This window comes from Paraburkholderia sp. UCT2 (assembly GCF_014397665.1).
GTDB lineage: Bacteria > Pseudomonadota > Gammaproteobacteria > Burkholderiales > Burkholderiaceae > Paraburkholderia > Paraburkholderia tuberum.
In genome coordinates, this window is the sequence record NZ_VZQO01000056.1 from 38480 (window position 1) to 50985 (window position 12506).

Sequence of the window (12506 nt, forward strand, 5' to 3'; positions counted from 1 at the left end):
CGGCTGGCCATCGTCGGTTGCCGGCATGCCTGTCGATCCGCGACGCCGGACGCACGATCAAGGAGACTGCGATGTGGTATTTCACCTGGATTCTCGGCGTGGGTGTGGCGCTCGCCTTCGGCATCATCAACGTGATGTGGCTCGAGGCCAACGGCACGTTCGCGCGCGACCCGCGCCCCGATGCCGCCGCCGCGCCGCGTGAGGACAAGCCTGCGTGACTTCTCTGGTTTTCTTTTGCGGTCATGCGGGCACGGGCAAGACGACGCTGGCGAAAAAACTGCTCGGCCCGCTGATGAAAGTGAGCGGCACCCCCTTCTGCCTGCTCGACAAGGACACGCTGTACGGCGTCTATAGCGCGGCCGCGATGGCGATGCTGACCGGCAATCCGAACGATCGCGACAGCCCTCTTTTCCTGCAGCATCTGCGCGACCCCGAGTATCGCGGCCTCATCGATACGGCGCGCGACAATCTCGAACTCGGCATCAGCGCGTTGGTCGTCGGCCCGCTGTCTCGCGAGGTGCGCGAGCGGCGGCTGTTCGATCATGCGTGGCTCGGCGTCGCGCCGGACGTGAGGTTGTGTGTCGTGTGGGTGCGGACCTCGGAGGACGTGGCGCGGCAGCGGATCGTCGCGCGCGCGAATCCCAACGATGCGTACAAGCTCGCGCACTGGGACGCCTACCGGCGGCGGCGTTTCGAGCCGAGCGGCGCGAGCCGCGAGGGTCTGCTGATGTTCGACAATACCGCGCCCAGTTCGGCGGACCATGAAGCGCTCGTCGCGCAAATCGTGGCTGGATGACGGCCCTCCCTTCTGTCTGGCGAGTGCCGCGCTGGTCCGATTAGGGCTGAAAAACGGAAAATCCCCGTACGTCGGCGACGTACGGGGATTTTCATTCGACGCGAGCCATGCCGGCCTCAAACGGTCGCCATCGCCTCCAGCGACTGCCCTTCGTACAACTTGCCGAAGCGGTTCGCCAGAAAATCGCCGAGCGAGACCTGCTCCTGGCGCACGAAGCCCTTTTGCGGCAGCTTGCGCTCGCGGAACAGATCGAGCACCGCGCACATCGCGCCGGCGGTCGTGATCTGAATCGCGCTCATCGGTACGCCGCAGACAGTCTTCGCGAAGATCTTGCGCGTGAACACCTCCTGCACCAGCTGACCGTCGCGCATGCCGCTCACGGTGATGAACACCAGCACGACATCTTGCGCGGTCGACGGCACCGAGCGGCGCATGATGGTCTTCAGCGTATCGCGGTCGCTCGACAAACGCAGGTCTTCGAGCAGGAACTGCATCAGGTTGCGATGACCCGGATAGCGCACCGACTTGTAGTCGAGCGATTCGACGCGGCCCGCCAGCGTTTCGCACAGCGTGCCCAGCCCGCCCGACGTGTTGAACGCTTCGTACTCGGTGCCGTCGAGCGAGAAATGCTCGAGGCCTTCGAGCGGCTGCACCCATTGCGTGCGGCCATCGCGGATGGCCTCGCACGGCTGGCAGTACTCGTTGATCAGGCCGTCGACGCTCCACGTCAGGTTGTACTTCAGCGCATTGGTCGGAAACTCGGGCAGCGCGCCGACGCGCATCTTCACGTCGCGGATTTCCGTGAAGCGATTCGCGAGCTCGTGCGCGGCAATGCCGATGAAACCCGGCGCGAGACCGCACTGCGGCATGAATGCGTGATCGGCATCTTCGGCGATCGCGCGGATCGCGTGCGTCGCGCGTACGTCCTCGGTCAGGTCGAAATAATGGACATCCGCGCCCTTCGCGGCCGCTGCGACGTTGACCGCGAGGTAGTACGGCAGCGCGTTGATCAGCACGTCGAAGCCCTGGATCGCGGCGCGCAGCACGGCGGCGTCGGCGGAATCGATGCGGCGGGTGGGAATGCCCTGGGCGGCGAGCTTGTCGAGCGCGTGCTGATCGCGGTCGAACGCGACGACTTCGTAGTCGCCCGTCTCGCGCAGCATATGGGCAATGGTGTGACCGATCAGACCTGCGCCAACGATAGCTACTTTCATCTGCTTCTCCTTGTTATCCGTGTGCTGTCTCTGAGCTTGGGAAGTGCGCCGCGTGTTGCGCGCGGCGCCTGCGGGCCGAACCCTTGAATGACAGTGTAGGAAGAAGCAAAAACAGTTCATACGCGCAAAATGCTGCGGTATGACCATCCGGTTCGACGTTCTGACGAACCGGTCAAACGATTTGTCGAAACAGCATAAAAAAGGCGTCAACGATGGACTCTCGCAGCACTCGCGAAGAGGTTACGCCGCGCGCCGACTCACACCGTGCCGCGGTCGATCTTGCGCGCGAGAATGATCGACGTCGTGGTCCGCTCGACGCCCTCTAGCCCGCCGATCTGATCGAGCAGATCGTTGAGCCGCTCGGGCGAATCGGCGCGCAGCCATGCCACGTAGTCGAACTCGCCGCTGACCGCGCACAGCATCTGCACTTCGGGCATTTTGCCGAGGCGTTTCTGCACGGCCGGTCCGTGCTTCGGCGCGATGATGATGCCGACATACGCGACGATGCTCGAATCGAGCACATCCTGGCCAAGCCTCACGCTGTAGCCGGCGATCACGTTGCTGCGCTCGAGCCGCGCAATGCGCGCGATCACGGTCGTGCGCGCGACGCCGAGCTGCCGCGCAAGATTCGCGACGCTCTCGCGCGCGTTGGCTTGCAGCAGTGCAACGAGGTTGCGGTCGAGGTCGTCGAGCTGGTCGAGGCGCGGAGGTCTCATCGAAGGGGAAGGAAGTTGGTGTGGAATGTCGCGGATTATCGCGCGTCTGCACGCAGCGGCGCCATGTCACGCGGTACGGTCACAGATGCACGGCACACTGTGGGGCGGCCCGGGGCAGTATGTCGGCGCGATTGCCGCTCAGGCGCGAGCCGTTTCGCGTTCGTTTCGGTTGTAAGCGTTTGTCGCACACGCACCGTATTGTAGGGTTAACGTGTTACTAATAGCGGCGCCGGGCGAATGCGGCAGCCGCTTGCGGTGCGGCGCCATTCGCCGCTGGCGCGGGGCAAGACGCTCGCCGCGCGCCGTGTCTCAATAACGAACAGACATCAGGAGTTTCGATGAAAAAAGCACTGGTTATGCTGGCTACGGCCGTTTCGATGGGCGGCGCGTTCGCCCAAACCGCCGCGCCGGCCGCAGCGCCGGACACCATGGCCTCGGCCTCCGCGGCCAAGGCCGGCCACGAACGCAACGTCGAAGACCGCATCGCTTATCTGCACTCGCAACTGAAGATCACGCCCGCGCAGGAAACGCAATGGAAGGCGTTCGCCGACGTCATGCGCAGCAACGGCGAAACGATGGGCCGGCTGTTCGAGCAGCGCAAGGCGGCCACCAACGTGAGCGCGCTCGACGACATGAAACAGTACGCAACGATCGCGCAGGCGCATGCGGACGGCATGAAGAAGCTCGTCGATGCGTTCGATCCGCTGTATAGCAGCCTGTCGCCGGAGCAGAAGAAGCTCGCCGACGCGACGTTCCACCAGGGCGGCCCCGAGGGTCATCATCGCGGCCACCATGGCAAGGGCAAGGGCGGCAAGCCCGCGGCAGAAGCCGCGAGCGACGCGACAGTCAAGCCGTAATGGAAGAGCGCCCGCGGCGGGGGTTGCCCCGTCGCGGGCGCGGGTCCGTTCGGACGCGGTTGATTTCGGCAATTCCGATGGCGCCCGAACAGCGGCTTTCTCACCACGCCTCAGCCTTTCGCCTCCCCCCGCCCGACTCATGCATCTGGCATTATTCGGAGTCGCGCTGTCTGGGCCGGCTACCCGTCCCAGCGACTCGACGCACGATCGCCGCAAAGCGGCAAGTCTCGCCGCAACGCTCACCCCCTAATCTTCCACCCGCTTCATGACCGAACTCAGGAATCTCGATTTGCGTGACGATCCGCACGCCCAACGCGTCGTCAAGGACGAAACGGTAAGCGTCGAATTCGCCGCCGCCGAAGGCCAGTTGATGAGCCTCGAAGGCCCGAACCGCTATGTGCGCGGCGATGCGCTGATCACCGGCTCGACCGGCGAGCGCTGGGTCGTGTCGCGCGAGCGCTTCGATGCGAAGTACCTGCCCGCCGATGCCGCGCTCGCGCACGGCGAAGCCGGCGCCTACCGCAATCGCCCGGCGGTCGTACTCGCCCGCCGGATGGACGAGTCCTTCTCGCTCGCGCGCTCCGCGAGCGGCGGCGACGTGCTGCACGGCGCGGCCGGCGACTGGGTCATGCAGTACGCGCCCGGCGACTATGGCGTCGTGCAGGCCGCGCGTTTCGCGAAGGTCTATCGGCTCGCGGATTGAATCCGCTTCGCCCGCGCTTCATTCACGCTTCATTCGCGCTTCACGCGAACTCTTCGCCGAGCTCGACCGTGACTTCGCGCGGGACCGCCTGGCCGTTCGCGTACATTTCTTCGAGCGAGCCCAGGCTCGCTTCGACGTACGCGCGCAATACCGCAAAGCTGCGGCCACGCAACCGCGCCGGCATCGCGCGATAACGCGCGAGCGCCGCCGGCGCGATCGCGACCGTCATCACGATACGGCGCGCGGTGGAGCCGAAGCGCATTGCTACCCAGTGAACCGTCAGTGTGGGCGTGCCATCGTCGGCGGCACGCTCGATGAACTGCGTCTGCTCGGGAAACAGATCGCTGATGACGCGCGCGAGCTCGTCGAACTCCGGATGCGCGCAGTCGTATTGGTAAGCTTCCATGAAGGCTGCCGGGAAAAGAAGATCCTGAAACGTAGGCGCATTTTAGAGAAACACTGAAGGGATAGCGAGGTGCCTGCCGTCCAGCGGCTCATCCGCTCACGCCGCCGCCGGCCGCCGGTAAATCCGTATCAGCAGTCCCGCGACGAACACCGCCGCCACCACATAGATCGTATCGGCCGCCGCGAGCGGCAACAGCCGCGCCTGCGTCATTGCCGCAGGCACGTCGATCAGCGCGTGCACCCCGATCGCGAGCGGCAGGATGCCGCGCGAGCCGGCCCGCACGCCGCGCCACATCAGCACCGACAAGCCGATCTGGAACACCAGCGCCGCGACGCGTTCGAGCGCGAAAATGCCGGCCAGTTGCGGCGTCAGGCTCGCGAGAATCAGATGCACGCGCATCACCGCTTCGGCCGGCAGATTGCCGAGGTAATCGCCGAGCCGGCCACGGTTTTCGAGGACCGCTAACACGAGCCACTGGCACTGCACGAACACGCCGACCATCCACGCTTCTGCGCCGCCGTGGCCGAGGCCGTAGCTGAGCGCGGCGCCATCGTCGGCGCGCAATGCGGCGGTGCGCGTGTCGGCGGTGCTGGCGGCGGTCGTGCTGGCGGCGGAGCTCGCGCCCGCGCTTGCAGCGACGCCGGCGGGCGCGTCGACGTTCGCCTTCTTGCGCACCGCCGGCCGCGCCGCCGCGCGCTTCATGAGCAGCCGCATGCCGAAGAACCGCCCCACTTCCTCGCAAACGCCCGCGGCCAGCGCACCATAGACGACGAACGCGAGCGGCTGCGAAAGGAACGCCGCGGTCGTCTCGTTGCCGCGCAACAGATAGTCGTGCAGCGCACGCTCGATGACCATCGCGAACAGCGCGAACACCGCGACGCCGGCGATCGCGTCGCGCGGCCGAAGCGCGAGCGGACGGCGCAATTGTCGGTAAATCAGAAACGGTAAAGCGGCGATGACGAGCGTGGCGAGCGCGAGACTCGCGAGGGTAAGCGGTGGCACGACCATGAGTATCCTTGCGGGGTTCCTTGCAATCCCCGGCGCGCAACCGCTGCGCGCCGCAGCCCGCATCATCGCAGATTGGCCGGAAATCAGCGTGCGGTCGACGCACGCACGATCAGCTCGCCGGGCAGCAGGCAGTCGCGCGCGCCCGTCTGCGCGCCTTCGATGCGCTCGTGCAGGAATTCGACCGCGCGATAACCGATGTCGAAGGTCGGCTGGCGGATCGTCGTGATGCCGGCGAGCTCGGCCCAATCCGGATCGTCGATGGAAAGCAGCGCGACGCGGCTCTGCCAGTGCGCGCCGTAACGCGCGTTCAGATGCAGCGCGAGCCGCAACGCGACCGGTGCGTTGGCCGCGAACAGCGCGACGCGTGGGGAGGCGCCGGCGGGCTCGGCACCGGCCCCGCCTGGCGAGTCGATCGCACGATCCAGCTCCACGAGACCGCGCTCGAGCGCAGTTGCATCGGCGAGATCGAGCACCAGCGTACGACCGCGCGCGCGGCCATCGTCGCGCATCGCCCGATCGAATGCTTCGACGCGCAACTGCCGCGAGCTGACCTGCTCGAACGGCTGCACGACGAACCAGATGTGCTCGAAGCCCCGTTCGAGCAGATGCCGCGTACCGAGCGCGGCGGCCGCGCCATTGTCGAGACCGACCATGTCGGCGACCAGCCCCTCCACGCGCCGATCGACCAGCACCGCCGGAATCCCGCCGTCGCCGACCGGCCGCAACGTCTCCTCGCGCACGCCTAGCGCGTTGACGATCACACCTTCCACGCGATACGTGGTCAGCAGTTGCAGATAACGCCGCTCCATCTCGACTTCGTTCGCCGCGTGGCAAATCAGCGGCATCAAGCCGAGCGCGTGGCACGCGGCCTCGACGCCTTGCAGCACTTCGACGGAGTACGGATTGGTCAGGTCGGCGACCAGCATGCCGATCAGCCGGTTGCGGCCGCGCTTCAGGCCGCGCGCCATCTGGTTCGGCTGATAGTCGAGCCGCGCGATCGCGGCTTCGATGCGCGCGCGCAGCTCGGGCGACAGCGCGCTGAACTCGCCGTTCAGATAGCGCGAGATGCTGGTCTTGCCGGTGCCGGCTTCACGCGCGACATCGGTGATCGTCGCGCGTCGCGTCGGCGCGCTCGGGGCACCAGGCGGGATGCTGGCCGGGGGCGGGGTCGTGCTCATTCGCTCATCGCTCGTGCCGGTCCGAGGGCGGGAGCTTGCGCGCCGCCCTGCGAATCACTTCGCCAGGACGTCACGGTTGACGATGTTGGTCGTCAATGTGCCGTCGAGCGCGGCGACCAGGTTCTCCGCCGCGTTGAGCGCCATCGCGTGACGGGTCTCGTGCGTCGCCGAGCCGATATGCGGCAATGCGACCACGTTCGGCATGGCGAGCAACGGCGAGTCGGCAGGCAACGGTTCGGTGTCGAACACGTCGAGGCCCGCGCCGTGAATCGTGCCGTTGCGCAGCGCCTCGATCAGCGCCGGTTCGTCGACGGTCGCGCCGCGTGAAGCGTTGATCAGGATCGCGCTCTTCTTCATCGCGCGCAGTTCGGCGGCGCCGATCAGATGCCGCGTCTCTCGCGTGAGCGGCACCTGCAGACAGACGAAATCGGACTGCGCGAGCAATTGAGCGAGCTCGACGCGCCGCGCGCCATATGCCTGCTCCGCCTGGTGGTTCGCGCTGCGGTTCGTATACAGCACCTTCATGTTGAAGCCGAGCGCCGCGCGTCGCGCGACCGCGCCGCCGATGCGTCCAAGCCCGACGATGCCGATCGTCTTGCCCTGCACGTCGAGCCCGAACTGCGCGGGCCCGATGCTCGTGCGCCACTGCCCCGCCTTGACCCAGTCGGCCAACTCGACGACGCGCCGCGCGGACGCGAGGATCAGCGAGAACACGGTATCGGCGGTCGATTCGGTCAGCACGTCCGGCGTGTGCGCGAGCACGATGCCGCGGCGCGTGAGGTCGGCGACGTCGAACTGGTCGTAGCCGACCGAGATCGTCGACAGCGCCTTCAGCCGGCTCGCGCCTTCGAGCATCGCCGGCGCGATCTGCACGCTCGCGCCGATGCCGCCGTCGGCATCGCGCAGCGCGGCGACGAACGCATCATGCTGTGACGGATCGACCTGCACGACCTGCGCATGCTGTTGCAGATAGGCGAGCACATCCTCGGGCAGCGACTTCCAGGCGACGATCTTGTTCATCAGCTAATTTTCCTTGCGACGGTGGGACGAGCGGGGCCACGTTGTTCGGCCGCGGCCGGCTTGACGGCGAGCGTCAGGATCACCGCGGCGACGAGCGCCACGCTCATGAATGCATACGATGCCGCGGGCGAACCGGTCGCGCCGTTCAGATAGCCGACCACGTACGAGCCGACGAACGAACCGAGCGCGCCCATGCTGTTGATCAGCGCCATCGCGCCGCCCGCGACGTTCTTCGGCAGCAGCTCCGGCACGATCGCGAAGAACGGTCCATACGGCGCGTACATCGCCGCGCCCGCGATCACGAGCAGCGCATACGAAACCCAGAAATGCGCGGAGCCGAGCCCGTACGACGCCGCGAACGCAATCGCACCGATCAGCAGGAACGGCCACACGAACACCTTGCGGCGGTTGAGTTTATCCGATGCCCACGAAGCTGCAAGCATCGCGATCGTCGCGGCCAGATACGGCAGTGCCGACAGCCAGCCGGTTTCCACCATGCCGAACGACGAGCCGTTCTTCAGGATCGACGGCAACCACAGCACGAAGCCGTACACGCCGATGCTCCAGCAGAAATACTGCGCGCACAGCTTGATGACCGCGGGCGTGCGAAACGCCTCGCTGTAGTTGCGCACCGGCTTGATCGCGGCCTGCTCGGCGCGCAGCGTCTGCGCGAGCGCGTCCTTTTCCTGCTGCGTGAGCCACGACACCTGCTCGGGCTTGTCCTTGACGAGGAACCACCAGCAGATCGCCCAGATGATCGCGGGCGCGCCCTCGGCAATGAACATATGCCGCCAGCCGAACGAATGCACGAGATAGCCCGACACGACCGACATCCACAGCACCGTGACCGGATTGCCGAGGATCAGGAACGTGTTCGCGCGCGAGCGCTCGCTCTTCGTGAACCAGTTGCTGATGAAGATCAGCATCGCCGGCATCACCGCGGCTTCGACGACGCCGAGCAGGAAGCGGATCGCCATCAGCGACGGAATGTTGCTGACCATGCCGGTCAACGCCGCGCAGCCGCCCCACAGAACGAGGCTCCAGAACACCAGTTTCTTCACGCTGCGGCGCTCGGCATAGATCGCACCCGGAATCTGGAAGAAGAAATAGCCGAGGAAGAACAGCGCGCCGATCAGCGACGCGAGCCCCTTGCTGATGCCGAGATCCTGGTTGATGCCGGCCGCCGACGCGAAGCCGAAATTCGCGCGATCCAGATACGCGAGGCTGTAGGTGATGAACACGATCGGCATGATCGTCCACCAACGGCGAATCGCAAGCGATGAGGTCATGGAAGTCTCCTTGGACGGCGTCGTCCCGAATCAATGATGAAAAAATCTGGGCGCGCTGTGGGCGCTCTTGTTGTCGTCGATGCTGGTTGTGGATGCAGCGCTATCGATGCGGTCCGATCCGCGTCAGGCCGCGCTTGCGATGCCCGGTACCTCGGCCAGCTCCAGCGCGGCGAGTTCGGCGCGGCTCGGCAAACCTTCCGAATCGCCGATCACCTGGATCGCGAGCGCGCCGATGCGGTTGCCACGCGCGACCGCCTGCGCGAGCGTGCGGCCTTCGAGCAGCGCGCTGATCACGCCGACCGCGAAACCATCGCCCGCGCCGACCGTATCGACGACGTTCGCGACCGGCCGGCCGGCGATCGTCGCGGCATCGGTCGCGGTGCGGTAATACGCGCCCTGCGCGCCGAGCTTGACGATCACGCCGCGCGCGCCGCGCTCGAGATAGAACTTCGCGATGTCCTCCGGCTGCGTGTGGCCGGTCAGAATCTCACCCTCGCCGATGCCGGGCAGCACCCAGTCGGCGAGCGCGGCGAGCGCGTTCAAGCCTTCGACCATCGCCGCGCGCGAGGGCCATAGCGTCGGACGCAGGTTCGGGTCGAACGAGATCGTCCTGCCTGCAGCGCGCATTTCGCGGGCCAGGTGGAATGCGAGTTCGCGCGAGCTTGCCGAGATCGCCGGGGCGACGCCGGTCAGATGCAGATGACGCGCGGGCAGCACGTAATCGGCGAGGTAGTCGTCGAGCGACAGATGGCTCGCCGCCGAGCCCTTGCGGAAGTATTCGACCGCCGGGTCGCTGCCGTCGTCGCTCTTCGACTTCAGCTGGAAGCCGGTCGGATGGCGCGCGTCGGTGCTCACGCATTGCTGGTCGATGCCCTCTTTCGCCAGCGTGTCGCGCACGTACCGGCCGAACGAATCGTCGCCGACGCGGCTCATCCAGCCCACCCTGAAGCCGAGTCGGGACAAGCCGATCGCGACGTTCAGATCCGCGCCGGCGATGCGCTTCGTGAAGTGCCCGACGCCCGCGAGCGGGCCGGCTTCGGCGGCGACGAACATCGCCATCGCTTCGCCGTAGGTGATCACGTCGAGCGCGGGGTAAGGGTGCGTCATGCTGGGCTCCTGGTGGTGCTGCTGATGCGGTGATTCGTGTTGCGTGGAATGCGTTCTTTGCTGCCTGGGTTGCTGCCTGGGTTGCCGCCTCGTCTGCTATACGGCTTCGACCGAGGCGCTTCGTGATGCGGCGCCGCGCGTCTACACGCGCGCAAGCCAGCTCACATAACGCGCGGCATCCGCGTCGATTCGGCTCGGATCGAACGGAAACTCGATGCCGCGCGGCACATCGCGCGGCAGCCGGTCGAGAAGCGCGCAAAATGGCGCGTCATCGTCGGCCGGCGCGCTCGCAAAGCGCCGCGCGCCCTCGCCCGTGGTGGTCTTGCAATGGATGTACTCGACGTACGGCGCGAGCTGCGGCGCGATGGGTAGCGGCGCGACGTCGAGCCACGCCCAGTTGCCGGTATCGAAGGTCATGCCGAGCACGCCCGCGTGGCCTTCACGCGCGAGCGCATCGAACAGTCCGACGAACTGCGCGGGCGAGCCGCCCTGCGCCAGTTGCCCGTTTTCGACGACGAGCCGTGGCTTTGCACCGCCCGTGGTGCCCAAGCCGCTCGCGACGTGCGCGGCGATGGCCGCGCCGTGAGCCTTACCCGAGAAGCCGCCGAGTTGCAGCTTGACGAAGCGCGCGCCTAGCGCGGCCGACTGATCGAGCGCGACACGCAGTGCGTCGGTATCGAGCTGGCCGTCCGCCGCGTACAACGATGCCGGCGTCGAGAACACCGACCACAGCCCGAGATCGGCCAACGCCGCGCCGAGCGCGCGCAGCCGTTGCGCGTCCGCGTCCGCGTCGCTCGCGAACAGCTCCCGGCGCACTTCGAAACCCGCCGCGCCGGCGCACTTTGCCGCCTGCGCCCATTTCAGATGGCCGTCGGCGCGCACGGCGTTCACACCGAACGCGCTGGCGACGACCACGATCTCCACTGCATCAGCCATATCCAACTCACGCAATTCTGAAGCGAAACCGCTTTTGGAACCGGTTCCAACTAAACTTCGAAAAAAAGCGCCGAGGCGCTGCGATATGCGAATGGTGCTCGGGACAGCCATCGCGCACCATAGAGGAAATCCCCAGGCGCGGCCGGCATACGGCGAGCGTAAAGCGAGGCGCGCCGGCCACGGCAGCGCCCCGCACGGGTTCGCATTCGCGACCCCATACGCTGCCAGCGCGGAAGTCAGCCGCCCTCGTCCGCGACGCACATCGCCAGAAACTGCTCGACCACCCGCGACGGCGCGCTCGCATGCGGCACCAGAATCGACAGCCGCCGCGTCAGCGGCTGCGGGCTCAGCGACATGAGCCGCAGCGCACCGTTCTCATGCCGCATCGACATCGCCGACACGAAACCGACACCCATCCCCGCCCGCACCGCCTCCTTCACCCCTTCGACCCCCGCGATTTCGAGCGCCACGCGCATCGGCACGCCCGCGCGCGCGAACTCGCGCTCGACCGTCTGCCGCACGCCCGAGCCTTCCTCGCGCAGCACCAGCGGATACGCGCCGAACGCGGCCAGCTCGATGCGCCCGCCATTGTCCGCCTGCGCGAGCGGATGCGAGCGCGGCATGATCGCGACGATCTCGTCCTCGCGCCACGCATGGACGACCGTGTCCGGCGGCAGATCTGCGCCGGCGGGACCCTCGATCATCGCGATGTCGACCGAGCCGAGCGCACCGACGATCTCGGCCGTGTTGCCGTTGGCGGTGTGCACGCTCACGTGCGGATAGCGGCGATGGAATTCGGCGATCAGGTACGGCAGCAGGTAGCTCGCCGGCGTCGTGCTCGCGCCGATCCGCAAGGTGCCCTGTTCGAGACCGCGCAGCGCGTCGCGATAGGCATGCGCTTGCCGCCAGGTGTCGCGCAGCCGCGCCGCATAGGCGGCGAGCTGCTCGCCGGCTGGCGTCAGCCGCACCCCGCGGCCATCGCGCTGATACAGCGGCTCGCCGAACTCGTCCTGCAATTGCCTCAGCTGGCCGGACACCGCCGGCTGCGACAGATGCAGCGCCACCGCCGCCCGGCTGATGTTGCGATGCTCAGCGACGGCGGCGAACGTTATAAGTTGATCCGGGGTCATCTCGATTAAATATCCGTTGAGCCGATACTTCACATTCTAAATCACGATTTTTCATATCGATATATCTAATTTAGGATTAGCCCCATTGCTGCTTATGCAGTCCCATGCAAGTCCGTTACGAAGCCACCGATCATGTCCACACCCAC

The 12506-nt window shown here is 66.6% G+C and carries 14 protein-coding genes; 4 read left to right on the plus strand and 10 right to left on the minus strand.

Annotated features, from left to right (window positions below; genetic code table 11):
- Positions 1 to 71: 71 nt before the first annotated feature.
- Together cydX and F6X39_RS31605 are read left to right on the plus strand one after the other, a co-directional pair.
- On the plus strand, positions 72 to 218 hold the full coding sequence (gene cydX, locus F6X39_RS31600; RefSeq protein WP_187619497.1) for a cytochrome bd-I oxidase subunit CydX: 147 nt from the start codon (positions 72 to 74) through the stop codon (positions 216 to 218).
- On the plus strand, positions 215 to 796 hold the full coding sequence (locus tag F6X39_RS31605) for an AAA family ATPase (protein WP_187619498.1): 582 nt from the start codon (positions 215 to 217) through the stop codon (positions 794 to 796). Before cydX ends, F6X39_RS31605 begins: the two co-directional genes overlap by 4 nt.
- Positions 797 to 912: 116 nt before the next feature.
- On the opposite strand, the gene F6X39_RS31610 is transcribed toward F6X39_RS31605, so the two are convergent.
- Both F6X39_RS31610 and F6X39_RS31615 read right to left on the minus strand, forming a co-directional pair.
- A complete protein-coding gene (locus tag F6X39_RS31610; protein WP_187619499.1) occupies positions 913 to 2010 on the minus strand; it encodes a saccharopine dehydrogenase family protein in 1098 nt (365 codons plus the stop codon).
- Between the two features lie 257 nt (positions 2011 to 2267).
- Entirely contained in the window at positions 2268 to 2726 is a 459-nt protein-coding gene (locus tag F6X39_RS31615; protein ID WP_090805298.1) for an Lrp/AsnC family transcriptional regulator, read from the minus strand.
- Between the two features lie 338 nt (positions 2727 to 3064).
- Here F6X39_RS31615 and F6X39_RS31620 point away from each other — a divergent pair, with 338 nt between their 5' ends.
- Entirely contained in the window at positions 3065 to 3583 is a 519-nt protein-coding gene (locus F6X39_RS31620) for a Spy/CpxP family protein refolding chaperone (protein ID WP_187619500.1), read from the plus strand.
- Positions 3584 to 3848: 265 nt separating this feature from the next.
- A complete protein-coding gene (locus F6X39_RS31625; protein WP_184022710.1) occupies positions 3849 to 4286 on the plus strand; it encodes a PGDYG domain-containing protein in 438 nt (145 codons plus the stop codon).
- Positions 4287 to 4326: 40 nt separating this feature from the next.
- Here the strand turns inward: F6X39_RS31625 and F6X39_RS31630 are convergent, their stop codons facing one another.
- The 8 genes from F6X39_RS31630 to F6X39_RS31665 form a co-directional block, all read right to left on the minus strand.
- A complete protein-coding gene (locus tag F6X39_RS31630) occupies positions 4327 to 4692 on the minus strand; it encodes a DUF3022 domain-containing protein (RefSeq protein ID WP_187619501.1) in 366 nt (121 codons plus the stop codon).
- A gap of 96 nt (positions 4693 to 4788) precedes the next feature.
- A complete protein-coding gene (locus tag F6X39_RS31635) occupies positions 4789 to 5700 on the minus strand; it encodes a YhfC family intramembrane metalloprotease (protein WP_187619502.1) in 912 nt (303 codons plus the stop codon).
- Between the two features lie 83 nt (positions 5701 to 5783).
- A complete protein-coding gene (locus tag F6X39_RS31640; RefSeq protein WP_187619503.1) occupies positions 5784 to 6878 on the minus strand; it encodes a LacI family DNA-binding transcriptional regulator in 1095 nt (364 codons plus the stop codon).
- Between the two features lie 54 nt (positions 6879 to 6932).
- Positions 6933 to 7898, minus strand: a complete 966-nt coding sequence (locus tag F6X39_RS31645) for a 2-hydroxyacid dehydrogenase (protein ID WP_187619504.1) — start codon at positions 7896 to 7898, stop codon at positions 6933 to 6935.
- Positions 7898 to 9187, minus strand: a complete 1290-nt coding sequence (locus F6X39_RS31650) for an MFS transporter (protein ID WP_187619505.1) — start codon at positions 9185 to 9187, stop codon at positions 7898 to 7900. The genes F6X39_RS31645 and F6X39_RS31650 overlap by 1 nt, the downstream gene beginning before the upstream one ends.
- Positions 9188 to 9310: 123 nt before the next feature.
- Positions 9311 to 10294 (minus strand): sugar kinase, encoded by a 984-nt coding sequence (locus tag F6X39_RS31655; protein WP_187619506.1) that lies wholly within the window; start codon positions 10292 to 10294, stop codon positions 9311 to 9313.
- Between the two features lie 141 nt (positions 10295 to 10435).
- On the minus strand, positions 10436 to 11230 hold the full coding sequence (locus tag F6X39_RS31660; protein WP_187619507.1) for a sugar phosphate isomerase/epimerase family protein: 795 nt from the start codon (positions 11228 to 11230) through the stop codon (positions 10436 to 10438).
- A 236-nt stretch (positions 11231 to 11466) separates the two neighbouring features.
- Entirely contained in the window at positions 11467 to 12360 is an 894-nt protein-coding gene (locus F6X39_RS31665; protein WP_184066019.1) for a LysR family transcriptional regulator, read from the minus strand.
- Between the last annotated feature and the right edge of the window lie 146 nt (positions 12361 to 12506).

Bases quoted from the DNA above. Each gene is read 5' to 3' on its own strand.
- F6X39_RS31630 (WP_187619501.1), bottom strand. From the start codon at position 4,692: ATGGAAGCTTACCAATACGACTGCGCGCATCCGGAGTTCGACGAGCTC.
- F6X39_RS31610 (WP_187619499.1), bottom strand. From the start codon at position 2,010: ATGAAAGTAGCTATCGTTGGCGCAGGTCTGATCGGTCACACCATTGCC.
- cydX (WP_187619497.1), top strand. From the start codon at position 72: ATGTGGTATTTCACCTGGATTCTCGGCGTGGGTGTGGCGCTCGCCTTC.
- F6X39_RS31620 (WP_187619500.1), top strand. From the start codon at position 3,065: ATGAAAAAAGCACTGGTTATGCTGGCTACGGCCGTTTCGATGGGCGGC.
- F6X39_RS31660 (WP_187619507.1), bottom strand. From the start codon at position 11,230: ATGGCTGATGCAGTGGAGATCGTGGTCGTCGCCAGCGCGTTCGGTGTG.
- F6X39_RS31615 (WP_090805298.1), bottom strand. From the start codon at position 2,726: ATGAGACCTCCGCGCCTCGACCAGCTCGACGACCTCGACCGCAACCTC.
- F6X39_RS31650 (WP_187619505.1), bottom strand. From the start codon at position 9,187: ATGACCTCATCGCTTGCGATTCGCCGTTGGTGGACGATCATGCCGATC.
- F6X39_RS31625 (WP_184022710.1), top strand. From the start codon at position 3,849: ATGACCGAACTCAGGAATCTCGATTTGCGTGACGATCCGCACGCCCAA.
- F6X39_RS31635 (WP_187619502.1), bottom strand. From the start codon at position 5,700: ATGGTCGTGCCACCGCTTACCCTCGCGAGTCTCGCGCTCGCCACGCTC.
- F6X39_RS31640 (WP_187619503.1), bottom strand. From the start codon at position 6,878: ATGAGCACGACCCCGCCCCCGGCCAGCATCCCGCCTGGTGCCCCGAGC.
- F6X39_RS31655 (WP_187619506.1), bottom strand. From the start codon at position 10,294: ATGACGCACCCTTACCCCGCGCTCGACGTGATCACCTACGGCGAAGCG.
- F6X39_RS31645 (WP_187619504.1), bottom strand. From the start codon at position 7,898: ATGAACAAGATCGTCGCCTGGAAGTCGCTGCCCGAGGATGTGCTCGCC.
- F6X39_RS31665 (WP_184066019.1), bottom strand. From the start codon at position 12,360: ATGACCCCGGATCAACTTATAACGTTCGCCGCCGTCGCTGAGCATCGC.